Origin of the sequence: Burkholderia sp. B10, from assembly GCF_004368385.1 — a bacterium.
GTDB classification, from domain to species: Bacteria; Pseudomonadota; Gammaproteobacteria; order Burkholderiales; family Burkholderiaceae; genus Burkholderia; species Burkholderia vietnamiensis.
The window spans coordinates 1-539 of record NZ_PQMX01000184.1; the positions used below are offsets into that span (position 1 = coordinate 1).

A 539-nucleotide genomic window follows, 5' to 3' on the forward strand; every position below is an offset into this window, starting at 1 on the left:
GTCGTTAGACATGACGGTCCTCCGGTGGGTTGGCGCGCAGGGTTTCGTAGCGGCTCACGTCGGCAGCCGGCTCTTCGGTAAGCTGGAGTTTCGTCGTCGCGAGGTTGGTACTCGTGGTGGGCGCCTTCAACCGGCTCAGCACGTTCAGAACGTGCTCCCCACTGGGGCGTCCCGAGTCCAGCGCTGCCTGCACAGCAAGCAGCACGGCATCGAGTCCGTGTTCGCGCACCGCGGCGAGCACCTGCGTCATGATGCGATCGCCTCCCGGGTGCTTCAGTAGGTGTCGCTGCAACTGCTGCAGCGGCTGTGGCATCGTGACTGCGTATTTCGGACGAACGTGACCGGCCGTTTCGGGATCGTGACCGGCGATTTCGGCAACGTGACCGGTCATCTCGGGAACGTGACCGAGCGGACCGGAAGGCAGGATTGGCGTTGCGTATGACATCAACCACGCGGGCTATGCTCGCCGGCTTTGGCCGGAGACAGCATGCCCGCGCACCGGATGAACATGCGCATGATCAAGGACGTTTTACGACTTA

General features: G+C 63.1%; 1 pseudogene. It reads right to left on the minus strand.

Annotated elements, in window-relative coordinates:
- Positions 1 to 4: 4 nt before the first annotated feature.
- Positions 5 to 316, minus strand: a pseudogene (locus C3Y15_RS31535) (IS21 family transposase); the annotation flags it as partial.
- Between the last annotated feature and the right edge of the window lie 223 nt (positions 317 to 539).